The 24138-nt window shown below is 30.2% G+C and carries 21 protein-coding genes; 6 read left to right on the forward strand and 15 right to left on the reverse strand.

What is annotated here, in order from left to right; all coding sequences use genetic code 11:
• Positions 1–143: 143 nt before the first annotated feature.
• Both AACZ92_RS00875 and AACZ92_RS00880 read right to left on the reverse strand, forming a co-directional pair.
• Positions 144–776, reverse strand: coding sequence for a hypothetical protein (locus AACZ92_RS00875; RefSeq protein WP_339695851.1), 633 nt, complete (start codon positions 774–776; stop codon positions 144–146).
• Positions 760–1401: a DUF6610 family protein gene (locus AACZ92_RS00880; protein WP_339695854.1), complete on the reverse strand. Its 642-nt coding sequence runs from the start codon at positions 1399–1401 to the stop codon at positions 760–762. The genes AACZ92_RS00875 and AACZ92_RS00880 overlap by 17 nt, the downstream gene beginning before the upstream one ends.
• Before the next feature lie 391 nt (positions 1402–1792).
• Between AACZ92_RS00880 and AACZ92_RS00885 the strand changes: the two genes are divergently transcribed.
• Positions 1793–1984 (forward strand): hypothetical protein, encoded by a 192-nt coding sequence (locus AACZ92_RS00885; RefSeq protein ID WP_339695857.1) that lies wholly within the window; start codon positions 1793–1795, stop codon positions 1982–1984.
• Between the two features lie 5 nt (positions 1985–1989).
• On the opposite strand, the gene AACZ92_RS00890 is transcribed toward AACZ92_RS00885, so the two are convergent.
• The 7 genes from AACZ92_RS00890 to AACZ92_RS00920 form a co-directional block, all read right to left on the reverse strand.
• Complete coding sequence (locus tag AACZ92_RS00890) at positions 1990–2283, reverse strand: hypothetical protein (RefSeq protein ID WP_339695860.1); 294 nt, start codon at positions 2281–2283, stop codon at positions 1990–1992.
• A gap of 210 nt (positions 2284–2493) precedes the next feature.
• Positions 2494–3390 (reverse strand): hypothetical protein, encoded by an 897-nt coding sequence (locus tag AACZ92_RS00895; RefSeq protein ID WP_339695863.1) that lies wholly within the window; start codon positions 3388–3390, stop codon positions 2494–2496.
• A 321-nt stretch (positions 3391–3711) separates the two neighbouring features.
• On the reverse strand, positions 3712–4056 hold the full coding sequence (locus AACZ92_RS00900) for a hypothetical protein (protein ID WP_339695866.1): 345 nt from the start codon (positions 4054–4056) through the stop codon (positions 3712–3714).
• A gap of 15 nt (positions 4057–4071) precedes the next feature.
• On the reverse strand, positions 4072–5334 hold the full coding sequence (locus tag AACZ92_RS00905) for a tyrosine-type recombinase/integrase (protein WP_339695869.1): 1263 nt from the start codon (positions 5332–5334) through the stop codon (positions 4072–4074).
• Between the two features lie 72 nt (positions 5335–5406).
• Positions 5407–7926: a DUF3987 domain-containing protein gene (locus AACZ92_RS00910; protein WP_339695872.1), complete on the reverse strand. Its 2520-nt coding sequence runs from the start codon at positions 7924–7926 to the stop codon at positions 5407–5409.
• Positions 7910–8233 carry a helix-turn-helix domain-containing protein gene (locus tag AACZ92_RS00915; protein ID WP_339695875.1) on the reverse strand — a complete coding sequence of 108 codons (324 nt, stop codon included), beginning with the start codon at positions 8231–8233 and terminating at the stop codon, positions 7910–7912. Before AACZ92_RS00915 ends, AACZ92_RS00910 begins: the two co-directional genes overlap by 17 nt.
• A gap of 144 nt (positions 8234–8377) precedes the next feature.
• A complete protein-coding gene (locus tag AACZ92_RS00920) occupies positions 8378–9322 on the reverse strand; it encodes a hypothetical protein (protein ID WP_339695878.1) in 945 nt (314 codons plus the stop codon).
• 313 nt (positions 9323–9635) lie between these two features.
• Between AACZ92_RS00920 and AACZ92_RS00925 the strand changes: the two genes are divergently transcribed.
• The 5 genes from AACZ92_RS00925 to AACZ92_RS00945 all read left to right on the forward strand — a co-directional run bounded on the left by AACZ92_RS00925 (position 9636) and on the right by AACZ92_RS00945 (position 14631).
• Positions 9636–10871 carry a tyrosine-type recombinase/integrase gene (locus AACZ92_RS00925; RefSeq protein WP_339695881.1) on the forward strand — a complete coding sequence of 412 codons (1236 nt, stop codon included), beginning with the start codon at positions 9636–9638 and terminating at the stop codon, positions 10869–10871.
• Positions 10872–11051: 180 nt separating this feature from the next.
• Positions 11052–11273 carry a helix-turn-helix domain-containing protein gene (locus AACZ92_RS00930; RefSeq protein ID WP_339695883.1) on the forward strand — a complete coding sequence of 74 codons (222 nt, stop codon included), beginning with the start codon at positions 11052–11054 and terminating at the stop codon, positions 11271–11273.
• On the forward strand, positions 11260–11595 hold the full coding sequence (locus tag AACZ92_RS00935) for a HipA N-terminal domain-containing protein (protein WP_339695886.1): 336 nt from the start codon (positions 11260–11262) through the stop codon (positions 11593–11595). Before AACZ92_RS00930 ends, AACZ92_RS00935 begins: the two co-directional genes overlap by 14 nt.
• Positions 11585–12523: a HipA domain-containing protein gene (locus AACZ92_RS00940; protein WP_339695889.1), complete on the forward strand. Its 939-nt coding sequence runs from the start codon at positions 11585–11587 to the stop codon at positions 12521–12523. The genes AACZ92_RS00935 and AACZ92_RS00940 overlap by 11 nt, the downstream gene beginning before the upstream one ends.
• A gap of 221 nt (positions 12524–12744) precedes the next feature.
• The gene (locus tag AACZ92_RS00945; RefSeq protein ID WP_339695892.1) at positions 12745–14631 is read left to right on the forward strand and encodes a hypothetical protein; all 1887 of its coding nucleotides are present in this window, start codon (positions 12745–12747) and stop codon (positions 14629–14631) included.
• Positions 14632–14705: 74 nt separating this feature from the next.
• Here AACZ92_RS00945 and AACZ92_RS00950 read toward each other — a convergent pair whose 3' ends face one another.
• Genes AACZ92_RS00950 through AACZ92_RS00975 form a run of 6 tightly spaced genes read right to left on the reverse strand, consistent with a single transcriptional unit; the run spans position 14706 to position 24132 of the window.
• Complete coding sequence (locus AACZ92_RS00950; protein ID WP_339695895.1) at positions 14706–15872, reverse strand: hypothetical protein; 1167 nt, start codon at positions 15870–15872, stop codon at positions 14706–14708.
• Positions 15859–17928, reverse strand: coding sequence for an AAA family ATPase (locus AACZ92_RS00955; RefSeq protein WP_339695898.1), 2070 nt, complete (start codon positions 17926–17928; stop codon positions 15859–15861). The genes AACZ92_RS00950 and AACZ92_RS00955 overlap by 14 nt, the downstream gene beginning before the upstream one ends.
• Entirely contained in the window at positions 17925–18875 is a 951-nt protein-coding gene (locus AACZ92_RS00960) for a hypothetical protein (RefSeq protein WP_339695901.1), read from the reverse strand. The genes AACZ92_RS00955 and AACZ92_RS00960 overlap by 4 nt, the downstream gene beginning before the upstream one ends.
• Entirely contained in the window at positions 18868–22170 is a 3303-nt protein-coding gene (locus AACZ92_RS00965) for a hypothetical protein (RefSeq protein ID WP_339695904.1), read from the reverse strand. The genes AACZ92_RS00960 and AACZ92_RS00965 overlap by 8 nt, the downstream gene beginning before the upstream one ends.
• Positions 22160–22840, reverse strand: coding sequence for a hypothetical protein (locus tag AACZ92_RS00970; protein ID WP_339695907.1), 681 nt, complete (start codon positions 22838–22840; stop codon positions 22160–22162). The genes AACZ92_RS00965 and AACZ92_RS00970 overlap by 11 nt, the downstream gene beginning before the upstream one ends.
• Entirely contained in the window at positions 22813–24132 is a 1320-nt protein-coding gene (locus AACZ92_RS00975; RefSeq protein WP_339695910.1) for a hypothetical protein, read from the reverse strand. Before AACZ92_RS00975 ends, AACZ92_RS00970 begins: the two co-directional genes overlap by 28 nt.
• Positions 24133–24138 lie beyond the last annotated feature (6 nt).

Consider the following 24138-nt stretch of genomic DNA (forward strand, 5'->3'; position numbering starts at 1 on the left):
GAATTTATCATTCAATTTGTCATTTTTCTAATGAAATGACCTTTGTAAATATAACAAACCTAATCGAATATAGTAATTAAACCATAGCGATTGCAAGGCAAAATCAAGGTTTAGGGATAATTATCTTAATCCAATAGGGCTACTTACGTTGTATGATCCGAATTGGATTCAAAGTCACTTGAATTTTCTTGATGAACTCCTGGAGAATTTTTAATAAACGCATTATAATTTTTTATCCTTTTTTTATGAAATCTTAACAGTACAATTGAGCCAACTAAAACAACTATATATGGTGTCGCTTTTATTGGTGAAAAATTAGAAGCATCTAAATTTATATAGGGTAACACTTGTTCTGAAAAATGATACACTAAGATAACACAGAGAAGAATTATAATAAACCATATTTGAATTTTCATCATATCTATGTATGAATTATTTTTCCTATGTTTTGTGAAATAGTAATGTATTTCTTTTGCATCGGATTCCTTTAGAAATTGACGTTCAATATTAGCTATAATAACAAGATTTCTATTATACCAATAGTTTGATTCTATAATAATTGCTATACTCAATCCACATACAAGAACTAATATATCAGATGCAATATCAATTGAAATAATATCTTTTTCAACAAGTGCAAATATTGCAAAAGCACTTAAAAGCACACCTACAATCTGCCATATAATTTTTATATGCCTGTCTATTTCAGAACAAAGCTGATTGTACATTTGGATTAGAAAATCCTTTCGGTCTTTTTCATCAAAACTTGGATTCATAACTATAATTTTCCCACAGTAAGTTAATCATTTTTATTGAATCTTTTATGCAATTATCGTATCCGCCAATTGGGTGTGGAACAAACTTTGTACCAACAAAGTAATCTCCAAACTTAGCATCTAATGTAAATCGATTACAGTCAAAACTATATACATTCATTAAATCACCTAATTTTCTTTGTGTGTCTGGTCTCCCGCCTAAAAGGTGTACAGGTCTTTTAAATTCTTTTGGTTTAAGTTCTGTTCCTCCATATTTAGTAGGCAGACTATATCCTAAAATATAATTTTTAGGTATAGCGGATTCCAATATCCCTTCAAAACCTATAGCCTTAGGAACTATAATAACTTTATCAGCATGTTTATTTAACTCTTCAGCTTGATCAAGAGTTCGATCTAATTCTCCTAAATGAATAACATCCTGTGCCACAGTTAAATGTGGTTTTGTTGCTTTTACTGCATCTAAGTGCTTATCGAAGTCATAATTCTTAAAGTCTATGTCAATAAAGTTTACATTATCAAAATCTTGCACGTCTCTTAGATTAGTATACCTCGCTGATGGCTCCCATCCATGCTCAACAGCTATTTTTTGAACTCTCTTACTATGTGTAGCAAATCTTAATGGCATAAATGTTTTTGTAAATTAATAATCTTGCTAAATTATCCTTTAAAATACTTGATGTAATAAACAAAATGTACTATTATCAAATTGTTACCAAGAGGAAAACTCAAAACCAAAGATATTTATTTTTTATAAGTCTATTTCAGACCGCTTACTTATTATTATAAAACGTTAAAATATAATGCTTTAAATGTTTGCCAACTTTATTCGGTAACGATTTTTGTAGCAATTACTGGTAAAAAAAAGAGGGAAAGTAAATTAATAGTTGTTGCGGTAACGATAATTTCTACTCTGCAATGATACCCTTTTAATTAATTGAGCTTTGTTATAAGTTTTTATGATTAAAGTTTGTTATTTGATAAGTATAAAGGATCTTTAAGTATAAATTAATTTAATTATGAAAAATATATATCAGCTTGCATTAAACGAAGAGGTAACAATTGATAATGCTGAATATAAAAACACTAATGTTCGAAGAGTACCAGGGGGATGGTTATATACAACTGAAATTATTACAGTAAATGATAATGATCATTACACTTCTTCTCTTACAAGTGCATTTGTTCCTTTTAGTAAGCAGATTGGTTAGTAAATCTAAGAAAGTCTACTTTGACACATTTTTATTTCTTCATTAGAAAATAAAGAGTTGTACTTTTTTTGCACTACTAAACTTTCTAAGGAGAGATCTGTTCTGCCTTTCAAAAGTAAATCTGTAAACCCAGTAGTGTTTTTAGGTTTTGAAATTAATTTCTTGGTGGCTTCATACCATCCTTCCTCATTAGCCATATTTAAGAATAAAGATGGATTATGAATTTTTTTATTTTTCATTTCATTAATCTTACTCCTTAAATCAGTTTCAAATTCTAAAATTAAATTACTCTTCTCCATTAGATTAAAATTTTTATCTAAAATATAAAAATAACTGTTGCTTATCTAAATTAATGAGAGGGACTTTACACTGCAAAACAATAGAATACTTATAAGTAGAGTTTAGCAAAGAGGTTATGTCGTATTTCTTTATATGTTATTCCATAGCTGAAGTTTCTTTGAGTGCCTTCCTCTATAATAAAAAGACACTGAAAGAAAACTTAGTATATACTATCGAGCCTTTCTTATATTAGGAGTTTCATTACTGACTTTAACATAAAGCTGTTCCTCGTGAGATATGTAAGCTCTATTACCAAACCCACAATCACTCCCGCCATTCCCTTTAACTGTTTTTATTGCAATTTGATTATTTTTCTTAAAAGTAATTTGAAATTTGCAAGGCCCAAAAACATTATTTTCAAAAACAGAAATTTTATTTTCAAAATGACTTAAACCTTCTATATAACCAATGGCACCAAAACTAAGGGAAAATAAAATTTGATTGTTTTCTAACTCTATAACTCTAAAAGCTATATAGTCATTTAAATCATAAGTTCCGGTTATTTTACTGTTGACCTTTTCTCTCTTTAGTACGTGTTTTAAATTGATTTTCTTACTGTCATTCGTTTTAATATAATCTCTATCACCTTGAGCTAGATTGTTAATTGGATATAAGTAAAAATTTGATTTAATTAGAGGCTCTTCGATATTACTAGCCCAGTAAAAAAAATGAATTTCGAACAATTGTAAATCTTGATTAGAGTACTCTTTATAGCCTAAGCCTTTTGCGAAACTTTCTAGTCCAACACTAGATTCAATCGAAATTCTATTAGGCTCTCCATTTATCATCGCATTTCCATCATATTGGTAATAGCTTGTGCCACCAAAAGATGTCTTTTCAATAAAGCTTACTTGAGCATTTAAAATATCCTGACCTATACTTAGTTCAAGTTTAAATTGATTTTCACTTTTCTGCTCAATATTAAACTTGTTATTAAATTTAACTATTCTATCAGCTGTTAAGTCTTTTTCTTTAATAAAATAGCTTTTAAATAAGTTAGATTCTACCTCTTGAGACAATGAGTTAAAAACAGTAAATAAAAGTAATATTAAAATTAAATTCTTCATTTTTTGTTTGATATGATCACCGAACCCCTTAGTGGTTATTATAAATAAAGAAGCGTGGGGTTTCAAACCTTGTCGCTTAAGAGGTATCGCCAGACACCCAACCACAAACAAGTACTAACCCACGCCATAGCGTGAGCATTAGAACTTGTTATTCATGTGGTTTTAAAAACTGGCGATTTTCTCAAACAGAACAACAGCTAACGCTAAATCTATATGTCTAATTCTTTATTTTCTTATAGCTTTTGATTTTAAGCACTGTAAAAATACAACTTAATGTACTTAACCGCTAACTATATGAAGCACTCTTTAACAGAGCGGCCCTTAGCTTATTCCTTTAATAATTAGATAATCTTTTCCATTCTTATATTTTTTGAATTTGTTAATGCATTTTTGATATGGATCATCAATACTTAATATATCACAACAACTCTTATTCTCTATAATAATTGACTCAAGAGTTTTATTAGGCAGGTTTACTTTCATTAACCTTAGAAAGCCTATTGAAGAAGTACTGCTATCTAAGTACTTTTCAAATAATTCTATTTTTTCACTCACCTTTTTTAAGCTATCCCATTTTGGTTTCAATCTTCTTGGGTAATAAACCCCTTTTGTAGCCATATTTTGAATACGATTGTCTATTATCTTTACTAATTGTGTTTTTGTCATAATAATACGATTAAGTTAAACTGCTTTTTTTAAATTATCACTCCAATGCTCTTCCAGCATTGTTGCTACTTCGTCCTCGGTAACTTTAATATACCGCATGAAAGTTTTTTCAGACTTGTGCCCAGTAATTTTCATAATACTTATAGCGGGGAAACCTTGTTTAAATAAATTAGTTGCAAACGATCTTCTAGCACAATGAGTAGAGATTAACTGCCATTTTTTATATTTTGTTTCTTTTCTTTCCGTTCCATGCATCCGAACTTGAATCACATTCTCATTAAATTTGGCTAACCTACCTAAGGCTTTTAATTCAGTATTTATAATATTATTACAATAGGATCTTGGCAATTTGCCATCATACTTATTGATAATGTCCTTTACTATCGGGTGAAAAGGAATAACAACATACTTTCCAGTCTTTTGGGTTTTTATCTTCAAGCGGTCGTTACTTATATTTTTCTGATTAATTTGTTTGAAATCTCCAAAACGTAATCCTGTATAACATCCTATAACGAACAAATCTCTAATAGTCTGTCTCTTTAAATTATTTGACAAATCAATGTCTAATAGCTTTTGAATCTCTTTTTCATTTAAATAGATATTGGTTACTTCTTCTTGGTAAACTTTAAAACGCTTATTTCTAAACTCTAAGTTTGAATTACAGCCTTGATCTGTTGCTGCATTCAAAAAGGTTTTTAACGTTTTTATCATTTTTCCAAATGTATTGTTATTCGCTCCTCTCTCGTAAACATAGAAATCCATGAAATCATAATACCAATCCATGTTGAAGCTTTCCCAAACAAGCTTTCTTCTTTTTCTACTCTTTTTATATAGGTCAAGTATATTAATGAAGTCGTTGTAACTTCTAATTGTAGAAGGCTTTTTAGTTCTTTTAGATTCTTTTATAAACTGAAGCGCAAATTGCTCAAAAGATAAATCTATCTCCTGTTTCTTCTCTTTCCCCTCTCTACTATTTTCTGAATCATATTTATTACGCACAAAATTAGTTGTAGGCTCTATTGAATCAAATAAAGCTTTGTTTACGATGTTTTCTATCTGTTGCCTAAATTTAGACAGATACATATTTAGTGTTGAATGACCGTTATATGATCTTTTTACTCTCTGTCCATCTTGATCCCAAGAGTTAACGGGAATTCTTTTTTTGGTAGTGAAATAAGAAGTTTTACCTTTATGTGTATATCTCAAAAACAAAAGTGTAGTACCATCCTTGTTAATTGATGATTTGTTCTTTCTAATTATAAACTTGAATGTTGCCATAGACGATTATATTTAACGATTAGGATAAAGTACCCCCATCCGTTGCCCATAGACAACGAATAGGGCTACCTATTATGCTACTTTTTTATAGTGCCCTTTTTCAGGGTTTATAAGAAAGCCTTTATTTCGAAAACTATAAATCCACTTTTCAGCAGTTTTCAAGTTAATACCAAGTTCTTCTGCAATATTTTGTGACTCTCTATATGTAAATGTAATTGGCAAGGCATAAAAGTAATCTCGCTTTTTCCCTCGATAAGAATTTTCAATTTTTTCGTCTTTCATCATTTTTAAAGTTGATAAAACGTGGCTTAACACTATTTCAGAAATTTTTAAAGAAGAGTTAAAGTCATCTGTATGACAAGGATTTTGATTGAAAACCTCATCATTTTCAAACCTTCGAAACATTGTAAGTATCATTGCTATCTTAACAGTAATTGCTCCTAGCCTCATTACAGTCGCTCTACCATCCAGACCAGCTTCGTAGTTGATTTTTTTAAGTCTTTTCGAGAATACTTTATCAAGCTTTATTTTTTGCTCATTTGAAAGACTGAATTTAATTGGTTCTGGAAATGAATCAAGATGCATATAGTATTTAAGAACTCTTTTAGATAAACTTTCAAAATGGGACTGAAGATCAAACTCATCTGGCTCAAATACATTTTGCCATTCATTTTTGCCTGAAAATTTGCACGGTACTATTCTACTAAATAAACCATTCTCAGCATCTGGAATGAGTTTAGTAAATTGACCAGGAGTTCCAGAAATTAGCATGGACATCTTACCTTCATTAACTAAAATCCTTTCTCTATCTGTTTTTCGCATGAGTGATAGTGGCTCTCCTTCATAGGCTTTCCGGAGGTAATCAGTAAATGACCTTAAGTTTCCACTATTTGATTCAACGAGACCATCAATTTCTGTGTCATACATAAGCCCCTCTCCATCATTGTCAGATATTTGTTTTATCCACATTGCGGAAGTAATATCTGTAGGTATTAAATGAAGAACATAGGGCGGTTCTTTCCCTAGTTCGGATTTATTCATTTCACCATTATTTACTAATTCAAGATCATGCTCATAACTTTTTGCAAAACCTTCGCTACGTTTGTTCAAAAAATCTTCAACAGGCATAATCAGTTTTCTAGCCCATTTTATCAAGCTCTTCCCTGATGCAGGAGGTGCAATAATTACAGTGTATAAATTTGGATAAAGCCTATCACGTCGGAAGTTTGTAAATACATTTTTAGTTACAGAACCTAATACTGTAATAAAAGCTAAAGTCATCATAGTCCGATATTCCTTTTCAAATGGACCAATAGCTTCTCGAAAAAATGAAGGTAAGCCTTCTACTATATTATCTGAAATTTCAGTTTCAAGATGTAAATTAGTATTTTCAGAACTTTCATTTTGACTCTTACTTTTTCCTTGATTTTCTTCTAGTGAAGTACTGTCGTCTTTAATCTGTTCGCTAGGGGAAATGTCTGAAATAGGAGATACGGGGTTATTGACAATATCTATCAACTCTTCCTTTGAAAACCCTAATGAAACCCAATCTGCTAAGTCTTTACCTTCTTTCTCTGCTAGTTTTTCTGGTAACTCAATAACTTTTAAGTTATAATCGTACTTTCCTTGTTTACTTTCAATTCTATTAGCAAATTTTACACCTGCCTTGTCAATATCATATAGCACAAGTAGTTGAAATTTATCAGCTAAAAAATCATTCAAATCCAACAACTGAATATATAATACTTCAGGGAAAAAAGAAGTGCTTTCAGAGTTTAAACATATTGAGTTAAGCCCCATTGACCTAGCGACTAAGGTATCTTTCTCTCCTGCACATAGTAACAAACTCAGTTTTTTGTTCTCGTCGGGATATTTTTCATTTTTATATTTTTTATGCTCATCATTTAAGTTATTCAGCATAGACAAACCAAACACGTAATCTTTTGGTTTATCACCTAACCAAGTAAATTTATATTCTTTGTCAAATGGTTTATAAATTTTAACAGACTCTGCGTATTCATATGCAATTAACACTTCGCCAACCTTTTTCTTAATACGGTACTGCTTCCCGCTCTTGGCTCTAAATGAATAAGAAGATAAAAACTTGGAATTATATTCTTTCATAGCTTCTATTTTTATATGAAATTTTTCTAAAAAATCATTCTCAGCTTTTTCTAAACTTTTAAAGTCTATGGGTTCAATCTCAAAATCTACTCCTTCTGGAAGCTTCACTTCTTCAATATTAGATGTTGACCTAGTATCTAAAGCAGGTGGTTCCTCTCCAGTAATTTCACGATAAATACCTTCTATTATTTTTGGAAACTCAGTAACATTATTTATCAATCCGTAGATTGTAAAAACGTCACCACTCCAATCTGGATCCCCATGATCATGTAAAATCCACCTATCATCTTTATGATAGCAGCTCAAAGAAGCATTTTGTTCTCCACGAAGGTGATTAATTATATTCTTACATCGATTGTCATTAATCTTAGCGTTTGGTAGTTCTGGAAAAAGAGAAATGAAATATATCCAACCTCCTTCTGTTAATTCTAGTATTGCTGATCTGCTCAGCTTATCCTTTGTTATCATCTGGCTTATTTTTAAAACTGTTATTAATAAAAAGCAAAACATCTTCTGGATCAAAACGCACACTATCACCAATTCGAATTGTAGGTAAACCTTGCTTGCGCAATTTGACAATTGTAGATTTTGAAACCATTAGCTGTTTTGCTAATTCATCGGAATCAACAAGTAGTTTTTGACCTTTTAGAGCGTTTGCAATTTTGTTCTCGAGATGCTGCTCAACGGCTGATACTAATCGCTTTGAAGCTTCGGCTGCAACCTCTTTAATTAAGAGCTTCATAAGAGAGTTTGTATCATCTTGACTACTTGCCATTTCTTTGAATTTTTGATAAAAGTAGAAATGATGAACAAGCCTTAAAATGACTTATATTTTGTTGTCGCCTATAATAAGTGAGATTACTATATTAAATAGACTTTAACGTTGCAAAGAATTTTGAAGAGTGAGGTAGATTTGTCGTTAAAACCCGAAATTATTCAGAAGCTTGGTAAGTAAGTTAACTTCAGTCAAAGATTTTTTGGTTGGTTTCGCTTTGCGGATAGTATCAGGCTCTATTTCCTCACCATTATAAATGAAACAGTTTTGTAGTGTACCCCATTTGCTTCTGGTATCGGTTTTTTCAAAGGAAGTTTCAATTTTTTGTATGAAACAGCGAAGTGATTGTTTGGTTCCAATCCAATTTATTCTTTCACTTCTGAAAATATATTTTTTCTGAAACACTCTTTCGAAATAAATACTGTTAGTCCTTTCATCAATGAAATTACCTTTCTTCAGTTTACTTCTTATTTTAGATAACCTGTATTCAGAAATATGTGTATCAAATGAATTGTATACTTCTCCATTGAATTTTCTTAAATGGTTGGAGTAGTCTAGATACGCTTTGGCATTAACCTCACCTATATAATCAATGTGCTTGTTTAGTATTTCAATAATCGGTGTTTGAACAGTTTTATAATTCCATTGATCACCTCTATTTTTATAATTTTCGTAGGCATCTTGGATTGACCTAATTTCACTTTCATCGAAATCATCCCAATTCCGTGGAGGTATTAATTTTCTATCAATTTCATCTGACAATTCATAGTAATTATCACCACGAGTTTCAAATAATAATGATGTATCATTGAATGAATTCACATCACCACCAAGTAAATTTTCAACAGTTTTATATGTATTTTTAATTGTTGTTTCCCTGTTTGTATCTGTTCGCTTTTCAACCACGTAGTCCTCTAAAAGTCTTTCAGTAATTAATTTGGCTTCTCTCTCAAAAATCTTCTCTTGCTCTGAATTAATTTGGGCTATACAGCCCTTGGCAATATAATCGCTCCTATGCCAATTACCATCGACTCCATTCCAAAGAATTTTACCTTCTTTCCAATCTTGATATGTATAGCTAAAGGACACTATACAAAGGTATAAAATTTAGGTGTTTAACAGGCTGAAGGTAATGTTGTAGCTATCAGTTATTTATGAGAGCATTGTACTGATATTGTTACCCCATAAAAAAATCGCCTAGCTATCTATATGATTTCTAAGCGATTACATAATTTAATGTGCGGTCTGGACGAGACCCTAATGCTTTTACATCAATTTACAGCATATTAAATATATAACTTGTAATCAAATATTTAATAAATTAATTATACATTAAATTAGGATAATTTAAGTGAATTTATTTAAATTTACCGCACGATTACCGCACGATAAATTTTTTTCTATGTATAAGTTTTCATTTAATATCAATGCCAATTCTAAAAAAACCGGAGCTAATATTCCTTTAAAAATCCGATATTATGAAAACGGAAAAAAACGTGTTCAAATTGATACAGGAATTAAAATAGCCAAGAGACACTGGAGCGAAAAAAAGAAAAGACTAAAAAACTCAGCGGAAATACCTTTTGAGTTTGCCGAATTCGAAAAACTTGAAAAGTTAGTCAACACTATAATTTATCATTACAAAGAAAAAGCAATACCGTTAACACGCAAGAAATTTAAATATCATTTTAATAATAGATCAATTGATGAATTAAATGAAAGTACTCAAGGTTTTTTCACAGAGTTAGATATATTCATCGAAGATAAAGAGGATAAAGTTGTTGCAGATGTTATTAAAGATTACAATACATTAAAAAAGCACTTGCTGTCTTTCCAAGATTATAGAGAGGTAGAAATTACTTTTCAGTCTTTTACTTATCAGTTTTATCACGATTGGTGTCATTTTCTGGCTTATGAATATGTTCGCAGAGATAAGCTCGTGGGACTTAAAAACAATAGCATTGGAAAGTCCGTTAAAAATTTAAAGTCTTTTCTTAACTATTGTATTCAAACTAAAAAAATAGAGCCTATTGATTTATCCGCCTATAAAACCATACAAGAAGAAGTTGACCATATATACCTAAAAAGTGATGAAATTTTAGCTATTTCTAAGCTTGATTGTAGTTCAGATAGTGAGTTAGAGAAAGTGAAAGATTTTTTTATTATCGGGTGCTATACAGGTCTCCGCTTTTCAGATATATCTAGAATAAAACCTCAATATATACATGATGGCTTATTACAAATACGACAAAAGAAAACTTCAGGAAAAGTTATCGTGCCACTCCGTCCTCTTGCTAAAGCTATTTTAAAAAAGTATGGTTATTCTTCTCCAAATGTAACCAGTTTTGTTTTTAACAAACGCATAAAAGATCTCGGTGAACTTGCAAATATTAATACACCAGTAGAACTTCAACACAAAAGAGGGAGCATAAAAGAATCGAAAACCTATAAAAAATATGAATTAATAAGTTCCCATACTTGTAGGAGATCTTTTTGCACCAATGCCTATTTAGATGGAATTGATGTTCAATTAATTATGAAAATTTCGGGACATAAAACTGAAAAAGCATTTAGAAGGTATTTAAAGTTATCAAGTTTAGAAGCAGCATTGAAGCTGAAAGAAGCTTGGGGTGTATAAACTAGATGCCAGTTTTATTAAATTTTAAGCACAGCTTAACCATAACAATATTCAAAATATCTACTATACAGAAATTTAAATTTATATTCAAAAGCATATAAAATCAATTTATTTTTTGTAATTATATTTAAAAGCATATAATTACGTATATTTGTTATATTTTATATTTAAAAGCATATAATGGAAAGTTTATCAGAGTTTGTTAAAGATAGACGTAAAGCAGTAGATCTGACCCAAAAAGAGTTTGCAGAACGAGCTGGTGTGGCATTGACTGTTATTCGTAAAATAGAACAAGGAAAAACCAATCTTAATCTAGATAAGGTCAATTTGGTATTGGCAATGTTTGGTCATACGTTAGTCCCTGTCAATTTAAAAAACTTAAACGAGGATGAGACAAGGTAAGGTATTTTATAAAGAAAATCTTGCAGGATTGATTACTGAAACTGATGAAGGAGAATATATTTTTCATTATGATGAGGACTATGTAGAACAGAATCCAAATCAATTTATTTGTTTTACAATGCCGGTAACAAAAGAACCTTATAAAGATAAGCGGTTATTTCCTTTTTTTGAAGGCTTAATCCCTGAAGGTTGGTTGTTGGAGATTGCCAGTAAGAATTGGAAAATCAATTCAAATGATCGAATGGGCCTTTTATTGGCCTGTTGTCAAAATTGCATTGGAGCTGTAAGTATTATACCCATAAATGGAGAAGATGAAGAATAAATGTCTGTATTGTTATAAGCCTCTTGAAGGCACATCGGATTTTCATGAAAAGTGTTCGCTAGAGTTTTTTGGAACCCCCACACCTCCAAAGATACCTTATACCATTGATCAAATGGCTGAATTAGCAAAAGATGTGGTAGAACGTAGTGTAACTGTTCCTGGAGTACAACCCAAGTTATCGATGACCTTACTTACGGATGCACAAGAACAACCTGATAATCGTTTAACAGTAGTAGGAGCTTTAGGCGGTCAGTTTATACTTAAGCCACCTTCACAACATTTCCCTGAAATGCCCGCCAATGAACATCTAACAATGCGAATCGCAGAAGCTTATGATATTAATGTGGTACCTTCAGGTTTGATACGACTTGCTTCAGGAGAACTTGCGTACGTAACCAAACGGATTGATCGAACCGAAACAGGCGATAAAATCCATATGCAAGATATGTTTCAGATTACTGAGGCTTTTGATAAATATCGAAGTTCGATGGAAAAAGTAGGCAGGGCTTTGGGAGCATATTCAAGTAACCCCTTATTGGATAAGATCTTTTATTTTGAATTAGTGCTATTTAGTTTTTTAACGGGCAATAATGATATGCATTTAAAAAACTTCTCTATGATCGAATCTTCTACGGGTTGGGTCTTAGCCCCTGCTTACGATTTGTTGAATGTGACAATAGTGCTACCTGAAGATAAAGAAGAGTTAGCATTGACTTTAGAGGGTAAAAAGAAAAAGCTAAAAAAAGTCCATTTTGAAACTCTAGGAAAAGGTTTAGGATTGACTCCAAAACAAATAAAAGGAGTTTTTAAAAGAATGTTTGAAAATAAACCCAAAGCTATGGAATGGGTTGATAACTCATTTTTATCGAATGATATGAAAGTCGCTTACAAAGACATTCTAGAAACGAGATATGAACGAATAAGTTAACATGACAAAGTGCTCTTGATGACAAAAGCTATTAATCTGGAAGCAATTGGAGAGATATTTAAAAGAATGACATTCAATTATATTACTAAGTAAGAAACGATGTACCTTGTTAGTGTTAGCAACAAAATAACAGAGAATTTGGAGAAACGAAAAGCTTGATTCTTATGTGTGAAAAACTATTTATCTATTTTTAACTAATGAAACTTTTTTAATAAAGATTTATGCCAAGTCCTATTCCAAAAATTGATAATGAATATTTCTGTATTGCACATAGAGATGAGACTATATTAACTACCGTTGTTTCATCTCATATAAATAGTCCAAAGCGCTATTCTTTAATATTTGGGTTCTCTGAAGTGACTCAAGCAAATGATGGTAAAAATTTAAATATAAATGACGAACATCAAATAACTAGAATAAGAGCAACAACGTTGGACATTAATCTAAAGAACACTTTAAATAGAATTGGTGGGTGTGAATATTTAATTCTTGTTGGATTAAACGAAAATCAAAAATCTTATTTATCATTTTTAGATGGATATAATATCATAGATGTTAATTCTTTAGAGGATGTTGATTTCTTCTTACAGCCTATAAGTAATAAAGAAAATATTCCCTGCACTACCGAACAATTACTTTTAGGTTTACAGATAGCTTCAAAAGAAGAAAAAGCTATAAAAATTGATGAGAATGCTAAAGATATAGAAATTGAGAAAAAAAATAAAGGTGGGTTAATATTAGTTGAAAATGATAACTCCTTTGAAACGGTTGTTGCAACAAATTATGCAATTTCAATTGATGCAGATATAGAGTTTATTGAACCATATGATTTTCATGAAAAGAAATTTTTGGAATTAATTGAATTATGGAGAGAAGAAACCAAAACTAAATTAGAGGAGAAATCATATCTTAAATTACAATCATTAATTTACAATAAAATAGAAAATGTTGAATTTAAAAATTATGATTTTGTAACATTCTTTACCATAGGTGCTCCGTATTCATTAATAATAGAAAATATAATCCCTTGTACTTATGTTGGGTTAAAATTAAATGCTGATTTTTTTATTTTCAATAACATTTATTTTCAAGATAATTACAATATCGATTCGGCTATTGTTTTTTCTCCAAGATTTTTTTCTAGAGAAGAAACAGATTTTGTAATAAATAAATTAGAGGAGAACAATTATCATGTTAATACCTTAATCAAAGAAAAAGCTTCTTCAATAAATTTGGATTATTATGTTAAAGAACTTCCTTTTAACATATTGCATTTATGTAGTCATGGTGAACAAACGGAAGGCTCACTAATTGAAGAAAAATATGTAGATCAATTTGGACAGGAGCATATATTTGAATATTTCTTTTCGTTGAGTTTAGCACCTCAATCAGGTAAAGTAAATGCCAAGGGAGAACCTCTTATAAAGGTTACTACAAAAATTTTTCCAAGAAAATTGAATGGAACTCCTTTTAAAACAAAAGAGTTCAAAAAGCAAAATTACCCCTCATCAATTTTTCCTAAAATGTTTAAAGAAGTTCCTATTAAAGAAAATAAAATTAGTTCAAAAAGAGTTACTCTTGAAAACTCACACGAAATTACCTGCTATAAATTTAGTCATATGGGAATGTTTGCCCATTTAGCAGCTGGACGCCATTCACCATTAATATTCAACAACACATGCTGGTCTGCCTATGATATTAAAAATCACTTTATAGCTATAAGAACTAGGGCTTATATAGGTACGCTATGGAATATAAATAATTCAACTGCATGTAAAACTGCTGAGTCTTTTTACGAGACCTTATTCGATAAAACACTTCTTGAATCACTACAAGATTCATTAATTCATTCAAAAGGAACTGAAGATGAAAATATTTATGTTTTTTATGGACTCCACTTTTCAAAATTTAATAATGGGAAATCTATTGAAAATGCTAAAGAAAATATAGCTAGAGGCTTACTCGAATCAATACATTCTTGGCAATATAACTTTAGTCGGACTGAGGACTCTTCTATTAAAGACAATATTCAAGACCTAATGAAATGGAATAGAACTAAACTTATTAAATATTATTTTAAAGAGCTTCTCACTATTATAAAGAGATAAAATTTAAGAGGTCTCCAAACATAAAGGTTTCTATAACTAGTTAAAGAATTTATAATAAAGTTGTTTTAGCAGTTTTAAATTATACCCAGTTGTTTTGCAATATCTTTTTTATATTTTTCAAATTGAGTATTTGAATCTTCTTCAAAAATAATTGAACCAAAAATCTGTTTCTTCAACTGAACCTCATTAATTTCAATATTTTTTTCGCCAAATAAAGTTACAATTTCTTGAATCTGTGAGTCAGAGTATGTTTTACGTTTATCAATTAATCCAAAAGAAATATCCTTATGAAAATTATATCTTCCTTGAAGATTTAATTTTTCTATATACTCTTTATGTATACTATCAATTTTGATGGAATATTCATTAGCTGTATCTGGTAGATTATTTTCATCAAAACCGTCTTTGAAATAAATTTTAAAATTCAAATCAAAGACACCCTCAACACCGGTTGGTGAAATAGATTTTATTTCAGAAATACTACTGTATATTTTAGCATCTCGTTTTAGTTTTGAATTACAAGAGTAACAGCTTGGTGTCAGATTAAACAAGCATAGTGAAAGATATGGATAAAGATTTTGAGGCAAAACATGGTCCAATGTAAAATGGTTTTTATTTTTTACTAAAAAATTATCAGTTTTTAAAACTCCAGATTGGTCTGTGAGATTTTTTAATATGTTCTTTATTCTAATATCATCAATTAAATTTTCGATATCCTTATACTTCTTAATCTTACCTTGATATTTACCTATTATAATATCTGCTCGATTGGGACCAATATTTTTTATTTTTAATAAATCAGCTTTTGTACAACTATTGATAAAATGGTAAAAATCCATGAAATCATTTGAAAAAGGGATATACGGATTTACAAAATCTATATTACAATAACAGCATGTTTTAATCTTTAATTCTTTACTGTGTTTCATAAAGAAATTTGATAAAATATTAGTTTGATATCTTGTATAGTTGAAGACGCCTTTAATTTTATTCTTTTTTAATTGTATCTCTTTTTGGTCTAGACCTTTAAATACATTTGAAGAACTTAACTCTGGTAATTTTATTAATTCTTCAATTGGTAACAACAATATTTTCTTCAAAGAATATTGAATACCTATGTTTTTTAAAAGCTTTTCAGCTTCAGCTTTATTAAGAAGGTTCCTATCTAATATACATTTACTGTATTCTTCCTTGAAGTCCTTAAAAGCTTTAGAATCTTTATGGTAATTAATTTTCCTCATCCTCTAATCTCTTTTTTTCTGATCGAAGTCTTTCAATTTCTTCTTGAAGTTTTTCAATACGATTTTTGCCTTTTAAATATTTGTTGTCTAAAACTTCTAAATGATTTTTGAGAATATTACTTATATATTTTTCACCTACAAGGTCAATAAGTTTTACAAAATCAGCTCTTTCTCCTTTATATTTCTGTTCTATTGAATCAGACTTATCCTCATTTTCAAAACTCAAAAATTCTTGAATTTTTGATCTTGCAAATTCACCCATCATATTGTTTAAAAAGAAGCCATTTGATAAAATTTCATGGACATTTTCAGCAAAGGTATTATCAGAACCATATTTTTTTGGAATTGCTTGTTTGGATTCATCAACTTCAAGAAAAAGTACATTTTGACTTGGAATATCCGACAAAACAAAAGGGGAATGGGAAATTATCAAAATATTTATTCCTTTGATTGTATTTAAATTTGCCCTATTGATATCATCTAATAATCTTTTCAAAAACTTTCTTTGATACTCCGGATGAAAATAAAGTTCTATTTCATCTAAAACAAGATTTACATACTGGTACTTGACTAAAACATCATCCTTTTCTACTGAATTCAAATTACTTAAATGATATATCACCGAACTCGTAGAATGTACTAATTGCATTTCTCCAGAACTAATACTATCTAATAAATCAATATTATTTTTGGAGAATAATCTTGTTTCAAAAATAGCAGGTGGAAGCAATTCTATAAGTGATAAATTGGAATTTGATTTAGAAATTAATTCATTTGATAATTTTTTTATAGAGATTTTCGTAGTTGAATTTTCATAAAGAAGCACTTTCCAGATGTTTTCATAGTTTTTTATAAAATTCACAACTTGTTTGAGCTTTAAAACAATATGACTATGACTGCCTTCTAACTTATCAATAAAACCATTAATATTGATATAATAGCGTTTATGTTTTTCACTACCATCATCTGTTACGAAGCCATTGTAACTAACATACTTTTCGCAAATGCTTATTATCTTATAAATGATATAAATATCTAATCTATAAAGAACATTTTCTGGGATAGATATAGTATTAATATTTAATCTTTCTTTAAATACTTCCAGTACTTTGTCTAAATCAAAGTATAGAGTTGGGGGTTGGTTACTATTATTTGACCTGAAACTTATGCCTAGATTTGATTTTAAAACTTTCTGAAAATTTTGCTTTATCTTTTCTTCATCTGTATAATCATTGCCTTCTTGGTAGATGTCCTTACTGTAGGCAAAAAAAGATTTTGTTTTTTTATAATCTAGTTTTAAAGAATGAACGGTAAGATTTTGTGTAACTTCGAAATCTTTATTCATTATAACAACTGATAAAAGGCGCTGTTGTAATAAATAATTTTCATTATTTATATCTATAATACCTGCTTTACCTTCGTCTTTTCTTTCTCTTTTTGGGTTGATTACTATTGGGATTTGATATGAATCATTTTTATGAAATAAATTGTCTATCCAATCACCAAGTTCCCAAGAATTGAAACCATATATCGAATAATTGATGACATTTGAATAAAAGAATTTTTCGAAATCAAAGTTAATTTCACCATCCAAAGTTTTAAAAAGAAACTCTCCATCTTCTATTATAACTATATAGTATTCGCCTTCTAGTTGATAATAAAACTCACAATAAATTTTGCTTTCACCATCTTCTCCAGTAGGAATAAGGTAAGCAGTAGTTTCCAATTTATTTTGAGCTTGAAGTTTAATAGACATTTGATTAATAGCAGATACAAACAAATTAACCAGACTACTTTTACCACTTCCATTTTTCCCTATAATTGCCGACACATTAACTTTTGATCCAAAAAAGTCTTTAGGCAATTTGTTTCTATATTCTATTTTATCAATTGATGAATATTCTGGATTATTAGTGTCAAAATCATCTAAAAGAATACCATCAGAATAGAATGTATAGTCATTATACATTTTATAGATTCTATTCTTTTGTAAGTTTTTTAAAAACTTTTTACCACATTTTTCTAGTGGTCTAATTGCTAATAATTTAAAATTCATTTGCTAATTATACTATTTATTTCTAGGGTTTCAATCAAATCCAATGATTCCTCTTCAATCCATTCTTCATTTTGAATTAAGTTATTTATCAATAATAATTCTTTCTTAGAAAAAATTTCTAACTCTAAACCAGATAACTTTTTTGTTAAATTCCAATGACTATAGTGATAATCAATATAGGTACTTATTCTTTTATGTGGCTCATTTGGGTATAATAACTGAATATCTTTGTTCCGCTCTTTAAGTTTAGCCTTTATTCTAGAATAAATTTGTAAGCCAGCCAAATCCCAATCGCAGGAATAGTAGATTGGCTTTGAAAGATCGTTTTCATCTATATCATCAATAATAGCGATGTTGTTTCCGCCAACGTACCATAATTTCGTTTGCGTCTCTTTTGCAATCCAAGGTTGTTTTAAGAAGGATTTATTTTCACACATTATTACAGCTTTTGGATGTGTACTATCAACTACCAACCGCCATTGGTTTTCCTTTTTGTCCAACGGGAATTGTGAGATGTCTAAAATTTTAAAAACTGCTTTTCTTACGCTCGTTCTATTCTTAAGGTATTTTGAGGTGTCAAAAAACTCATTTGAGAAGTCTTCTATATTAGTCGGATTGTTCTTTAATTCTACCTTGTTTTCTGCAATGAACATTAGCGTTTTTACATCCTCGATTGTGAAAGCTTTTTTGGCTGTTGACTTAATGTCATTTTCTAATAAAAACTTCTTTGCTTCTTCAAAAGGTTTTTTGAATTCCTTTTCGTAGAACGTATCAAACCTATCGGTGGAAACTATAACTTTTATGTTATCCGGCTTTAAGTCCAAAATACCTCTTTCGTGAATGAGATGGTTAATGTAAGGATGCCCTTGAATTATCGCCCTAGTTCTTTTATTTTGATATAAATCATCAAGCGCTTTAAGTTCTTTCCAAGTAATGTTCTTATTCATTATCTGATAGGGATTGTATGTATTCGTCAATGTCTTCAGTCACTTCTTCAGAGAAGATACCTAAAGGTGGTACAAAGCTATCTACATTGGCCAAGTTGTTCTCGTTCATAATATAAATGTATTGACCGTTTTCTGTTATTTCGCCTGCCGTCTCAATTGCCATTGTAATAATTTGGTATTTTTCTTTTTTTGCTAGTTCGTGCAGCATATCATAATTGCTTCCCAAACCTTCTGCTTCGTCTATTGGCATAATTTTTAATCCTTCTTTGTCCTTTTCTTCTATTAGTGATAGCCTAGCCAAGCATAATAAAGCATTAGCCGCATAGGTTTGTCCATTGCTACCAGAATTGACTTCTTCGTTTTCGAGTTTTAACTCAAATACCAAATCAAAATAGGATTTTGGGTTCATTAAATCTTCAGGTCCAACTTTAGTACTACCACCAAGTTTTTGAAATGCTTTAATCATCATCTCATTAATATCAATCTCTTCACGAAGTTCACTAAATAAACCCGTATAGTTAAGTTGATTATGTAGCTGTTTCCTAAAGGTGGTAAGCCAATTCTCTGGGTAGTGGATTGATTTTTTAGAAGTTAATGATGCTTTGTTCCCGCCAGTTATACCTCTGTTCCCTTTTTTGAGATAGTTATCAATTTCATTAATCTTCGTAAGATATCCTGTATAAACTTTATAAACGTCATTAAAGATGCTTCCTAAAATTTCTACTTTTCTAGAACCGATTTCCTGTATATCTTGAGTTAGTTTGTTTAACCTTTCTACAATATCGTTTTCAATTAAATCTTCATTGACTTTATGAGTAGGAAATACAGTTGGCAAGAGATAATTTGCCAATTGTCCTATTGAAGCAGTTTCATCATACGGCAGGTCTTTGGTTATTATCTTTAAATATTCATTGTAAGCAAGTTGTGCTTTATTGGCTTTAGCTTGAAAAGAATTGTTTCCGCCATTATCAGGATTTAAAGCTTCTTCAATATTTTCATCAAAATTAATTTTTGATTTAAAAAGCTGTTCGTTTGATTGCTTGGTTTCATCTATTTGTTCTTGTGCCAAAGTGAGTTGTTCTTCTTTTTGCTGTATATCTCTATTTAGGTCTTTGATAGCGTCTAAAAGTTGATGTTTTAGATTTAAGAATGCAAGTCTAGATTTATTAACAATATCCTTGGAGTACGTTTCGAAAAATAGCTTTTCATCAAAGTTCTTTTCTTTCAAGTTTTTTTCTTTTTCTGTCAGATGTTGTTCCTCTGAAGCCATTCTTTCTTCTATTAATTGAATATTAATAGGATTATCATCTTCGAAAAGTTCAGACTGTAATTGTTTAATTCTATTTTGATAATTTTCTAGAAGACTCTTTCTGCTTGTAAATTCCTCATATTCCTTTTGTAAAGACTTATATTTCTCAAGGATTTTAGCTTTGTTCTTTTGTACCTGTATATGAAGCTTAAAAGAATCTTCAGAAAGGTCTTCCAAACTATTGTCAATTTTGAAATTAAGTAGCTCGTCCTTTCTTTTAAAAAGGTCAATGTGCTTTTCAAGATTACTGTATTCAAACAGTGCATTTTTAAGGTGTTCTATATTTTGCTTTTTCGTGATAAGCTTGGATAATTTTTCTTCAACACCTTCCTTTAGTTTAGATAAAGATTCTATAATATCATTTGGGTCTTCAACATTTAGAGCACGATGTTCTGAACAAGCTATAAACTCATAGACACCATCTAGATTAAGCCAAAACCCGTGTTCACTTTTATCCTTAATATTTGAATCTATATTGCGAAAAAGCTGCTCTGGAAATGGGACGTACCTCTTGGAATTTTCTTCCGAAGGTTTGACCTTCTCATATTTTTGAAAGTAGATTAAAATACTTTCAAGTATATTCGATAGTGGAAAGTCTAAATTATCTACAGCCCAGTTAACCAACGATTCTGGATTGTTTAAGTCTGAAAATCTTGATAATGATTCCAGCTCTGCTATGTCCTTTTCTAATTCTTTGATTTTTTTTAAATGTTCCTTGCTTTCTTCTTTGTAATCAATTAGCCAATTGGATGCATTAAAAGCATCTAGAATATTATTAGTGGTAAGGTATTTTGTAAATTCTTGTAAAGCAGATTTATTATTATTCTCTTGCCGTTGAGAAGCAAACCATTTAGTTACTTTTTCAATATTATTATTGTGGGAAGAGAGCCATTTTTCTACTATTTCAATTTGAAGTTTGGACTGACCGATATCTACAAATTGTTCTGCTATATCATTTTTATCTTCGTTTTTATCAGTTAGTTTGATAACTTTTTTCATAACGCCCAACAGCTCTTCGAAATCCTCTATTTTTAATTTCAGAATTTCATTTTCGAGAAATTGTAGCTCGTTCTTTTTTAAATTTAGTTCTTTGGCTATTTTGAGCTTCTTGGTAGTTGTTTTCTTTTTGAAAGTATTCCAGTAACTGAACTTTTTTACTAAATATTGCGTGTAGATGGTCTTGTAGTTATTTTGTTTTTCTAGGATAGTTTTTAGTAAAACTTGCTTGTCATTTATAAGTTCGATTTCTTGAGAATATCTTTTGTGTTCGTAGAAGTCATTATTTATATTTTCAACTTCTTCATTGTACTTTTCTATAATGGCATTTTTTTCATCATCGCCAAAAAGGAATTTTTTTAAATCTTCAGATTCAGTTTTAAAACCTTTCCCTCTTGAGAAAGACCTTAAGATATTTGCATAAGTTTTGAGAGTTTCATCTTTCGTTAAATCCAAAGACAAAATGGCATTATCGTAAAGGATTTGGTGGTAATCCTTTCTTCTGAAATATTTCATCCTAGCAAATTCAACCCGTTCGCAAAGATTCTTAAGTGTATCAATCTTATTGTCTATTATTAAATCCTTATTGAAAACTGGCTTATTCAAAGTAGTCAGATCATCCCAATCGTAGCCGTTTTGAATAATGAACATTTCTGCCGCATTGCTTGTTCCTTCAATGTAAACCCCAATAACAAAAAAATTTTTTGGGCTAACCTCAATGTTCAGAAAAATATAACCTCTAGTTGATGAATGGCCTTTTTTTGTAATTAGCATCCCTTTGACATTTCTTTGCTTATTACCTTCAGTTGCAGATTTAAATTCACTTGAACCTACGAGAACCAACTGAATCATATCTGCAATCATACTCTTTCCGCTACCACTCTCGCCACTGAAGTCTGTTCTATATGGATGAAAAAGGTAATCGGCATTGAAATGCTGTTTGATACTAATCGTGGACAGACTGTATATACGTGGATAATTATTCTGCATCTTTTAATTCCTTTATCAAATCGTCAATCGTTTCGATTTGGGGTTGATAGTTAATACGCAAGCGTTCAAAAGATGGCATTATTTTGAATTTATTCTTCTCATCTTCTCTTTCCCATTTTAACCAGCCCAAATCCCCAAATTTTTCAAAAGCCTTGGAAATTACTGTTTCAAATCTTTGGTCACTCAAATCTGTACTCTTATCGGAAGAATTGTCGTTTATCAGTTTCCTTAATGCATTTTTCTGTTCTTCATATTCCTCATATAAGAGGGTAGTGAATTCAGATACACTATCCAGCTCGATGTTTCCATCGAGCTTAAACATTTTTAGGAATAACATTCCTATAATGATATATTCGCTTTTTAGATAATCCCGATTGTCAGATGGTACATTGCCCTTACCGTCTTCATTAAAGTTTAAATAGTAGTAGTTGTTAAAGTCAGTACCTTCTTTTATGAGATTTAAATTGAAAAAATCTTTATAATAGTTTTTAAGTGATTCATAGTTTTCAGACTCGTTTAAAAATCGATATAAGTTTACATTTAAGGGATATTCCCTTTGAATATGAATACCATTTCTAAGTGTGTAATCAAGTTTTGCAAAAATGCTTTTTGCCTTCTTAATGTTTAAAAAACTATAGGTATCTATTTTTTCTGTATTGTCATCTGCCATAAGGAAATTCCTTTTTTTCTTGTGTCGTACACAGGTTCTTTTTTAACACCTACATTGTATTTATTCCTGTTTGTAGTGTTCTTTCTTATAATATTATGGGCTGTTTTAACAGCGATTATAAGTTGGTCTTCTTTTAGAATTTTAAAGAAAAGAGGTGTAAAATCAAGAAAACCTTGTAGTTCTAATTCTTTTAATGCTAAATTGGTCCAATAACGAATTCTCTCTTTGTCCTGCTTCCATTTCAAGGTCTTTTCTAATAGTTCTTTTCTTTTAGAAACATCGACCTTTCTTTTTGTAACCTCAATAGGCAGTTTGGGACTGATTTCCCTCATTGGGATAACATTGAATTTAAGATTGTGAGTTGTGGACTTTACGACTAACCCTGAAAGGTTATTAGGAAACTGTATTCTTTTTGAACTTCCTTCCCTAGCTACTACTGATTGTTGTAGTAGATAGTCAATGAACTTGTTAGTTTTTCTATCAAAATTCTTTTTGTTGAAATCATAAATGAATTCTCTAATTCGTGGCTTTATTTTTTCAATTCTTTTACTTACCTGTTCTAACTGGCTTCTAGAATTATCGTGAAAATTTTGAACCCTATAAATATTTGAGATATAGTTTTGTCCTTTATTCTCTTCGAGAAGACCAATTAAAAGGTCATCTATATCATAGGAAATCTGAAATGCATTTCTAAGTTCGAATGCTTGTTCCTTAATTACTTCAAGACGTATTTCAATACCTTTAAGAACATCGAGTATGCCTTGGTTTTCAGAATTTATTTCTGTCTTAAAATCCTTTACAGAATCGTTAACCTGTTGGTCTAATATTTCTATTTGTGAAGTAAGTTCGGGAAGTCTAATCTCAAAATGGTCTTCAATCCATTCATCAAAGTCTCTATTTTGCTCAATGTTTTCAGTGAGACTTTTGTGCAATTCGGCAAAGAACCGTTTGATTTTAGCTGGATTGTATTTTTCGATTAAACGCTTTTCAATATTCTGACAAAGTTCTAATCCGTATTTTTTGAATTGATAGGTTTTCTTAGATGCGTTTCTCCATAGAAAAGACTCTTGAAACCTTAATATTATAGAATTATTTCTGTTGTATTCAGTCCTCGAACTTTCATTGCCCTGATCTTTAAAGACCTTGGTTATAGTTGATATAATATTCTCTTCTGTGAAGTCATTATCCTTGTATTTTGCATATAGAGATAAAAGGATTAACCCATCATTTCTTTCTGGAATTAATTTCTCATATTGGTCTTTTGCTTCTCTATATAGGTTAAAGCTGTCCACAATCTC

This window comes from uncultured Marixanthomonas sp. (genome assembly GCF_963974425.1).
Classification (GTDB): Bacteria; Bacteroidota; Bacteroidia; order Flavobacteriales; family Flavobacteriaceae; genus Marixanthomonas.

Excerpts from the sequence above, each read along its gene's own strand:
- AACZ92_RS00925 (WP_339695881.1), top strand. The coding sequence starts at position 9,636 with ATGTATAAGTTTTCATTTAATATCAATGCCAATTCTAAAAAAACCGGA.
- AACZ92_RS00945 (WP_339695892.1), top strand. The coding sequence starts at position 12,745 with ATGCCAAGTCCTATTCCAAAAATTGATAATGAATATTTCTGTATTGCA.
- AACZ92_RS00960 (WP_339695901.1), bottom strand. The coding sequence starts at position 18,875 with ATGAATAAGAACATTACTTGGAAAGAACTTAAAGCGCTTGATGATTTA.
- AACZ92_RS00935 (WP_339695886.1), top strand. The coding sequence starts at position 11,260 with ATGAGACAAGGTAAGGTATTTTATAAAGAAAATCTTGCAGGATTGATT.
- AACZ92_RS00900 (WP_339695866.1), bottom strand. The coding sequence starts at position 4,056 with ATGACAAAAACACAATTAGTAAAGATAATAGACAATCGTATTCAAAAT.
- AACZ92_RS00905 (WP_339695869.1), bottom strand. The coding sequence starts at position 5,334 with ATGGCAACATTCAAGTTTATAATTAGAAAGAACAAATCATCAATTAAC.
- AACZ92_RS00880 (WP_339695854.1), bottom strand. The coding sequence starts at position 1,401 with ATGCCATTAAGATTTGCTACACATAGTAAGAGAGTTCAAAAAATAGCT.
- AACZ92_RS00875 (WP_339695851.1), bottom strand. The coding sequence starts at position 776 with ATGAATCCAAGTTTTGATGAAAAAGACCGAAAGGATTTTCTAATCCAA.
- AACZ92_RS00910 (WP_339695872.1), bottom strand. The coding sequence starts at position 7,926 with ATGATAACAAAGGATAAGCTGAGCAGATCAGCAATACTAGAATTAACA.
- AACZ92_RS00930 (WP_339695883.1), top strand. The coding sequence starts at position 11,052 with ATGGAAAGTTTATCAGAGTTTGTTAAAGATAGACGTAAAGCAGTAGAT.
- AACZ92_RS00965 (WP_339695904.1), bottom strand. The coding sequence starts at position 22,170 with ATGCAGAATAATTATCCACGTATATACAGTCTGTCCACGATTAGTATC.
- AACZ92_RS00950 (WP_339695895.1), bottom strand. The coding sequence starts at position 15,872 with ATGAGGAAAATTAATTACCATAAAGATTCTAAAGCTTTTAAGGACTTC.
- AACZ92_RS00970 (WP_339695907.1), bottom strand. The coding sequence starts at position 22,840 with ATGGCAGATGACAATACAGAAAAAATAGATACCTATAGTTTTTTAAAC.
- AACZ92_RS00955 (WP_339695898.1), bottom strand. The coding sequence starts at position 17,928 with ATGAATTTTAAATTATTAGCAATTAGACCACTAGAAAAATGTGGTAAA.
- AACZ92_RS00940 (WP_339695889.1), top strand. The coding sequence starts at position 11,585 with ATGAAGAATAAATGTCTGTATTGTTATAAGCCTCTTGAAGGCACATCG.
- AACZ92_RS00885 (WP_339695857.1), top strand. The coding sequence starts at position 1,793 with ATGAAAAATATATATCAGCTTGCATTAAACGAAGAGGTAACAATTGAT.
- AACZ92_RS00915 (WP_339695875.1), bottom strand. The coding sequence starts at position 8,233 with ATGGCAAGTAGTCAAGATGATACAAACTCTCTTATGAAGCTCTTAATT.
- AACZ92_RS00895 (WP_339695863.1), bottom strand. The coding sequence starts at position 3,390 with ATGAAGAATTTAATTTTAATATTACTTTTATTTACTGTTTTTAACTCA.
- AACZ92_RS00890 (WP_339695860.1), bottom strand. The coding sequence starts at position 2,283 with ATGGAGAAGAGTAATTTAATTTTAGAATTTGAAACTGATTTAAGGAGT.